The following is a 403-nucleotide window of genomic DNA, read 5'->3' on the forward strand; positions in this document are numbered from 1 at the left end:
CCTCCGAGCGCGGGGCCTACGAGTATCTGCCGAAACCCTTCGACCTGAAGGAGCTGATCGCCATCGTGGGCCGCGCATTGTCGCGTCCCCGGGGAGCGCCTGCGGCCGGCGCGCCCCCCGACAACGAGGACATCCCGCTGGTCGGGCGCTCGCCCGCCATGCAGGAGATCTACCGGGCGCTCGCCCGGCTGATGCCCACCGACCTCACCGTGATGATCACCGGCGAGTCCGGCACCGGCAAGGAGCTGGTCGCCCGGGCGCTGCACGATTACGGCCGCCGCCGCACCGGCCCGTTCGTGCCGGTCAACATGGCCGCGATCCCGCGCGACCTGATCGAATCCGAGCTCTTCGGCCACGAGAAGGGCGCCTTCACGGGCGCCCTCCAGCGCTCGGCCGGCCGGTT

Annotated in this window: 1 protein-coding gene; it reads left to right on the forward strand. The window is 72.2% G+C overall.

All coding sequences use genetic code 11. The features are described from left to right. Nucleotides 1-403, forward strand: a 403-nt coding sequence (locus tag GWE18_RS42150) for a sigma 54-interacting transcriptional regulator (protein ID WP_275191339.1), incomplete at both ends; no start/stop codon positions are given.

The organism is Bradyrhizobium sp. CSA112, assembly GCF_029051645.1.
In the GTDB taxonomy this organism is placed as follows: Bacteria; Pseudomonadota; Alphaproteobacteria; order Rhizobiales; family Xanthobacteraceae; genus Bradyrhizobium.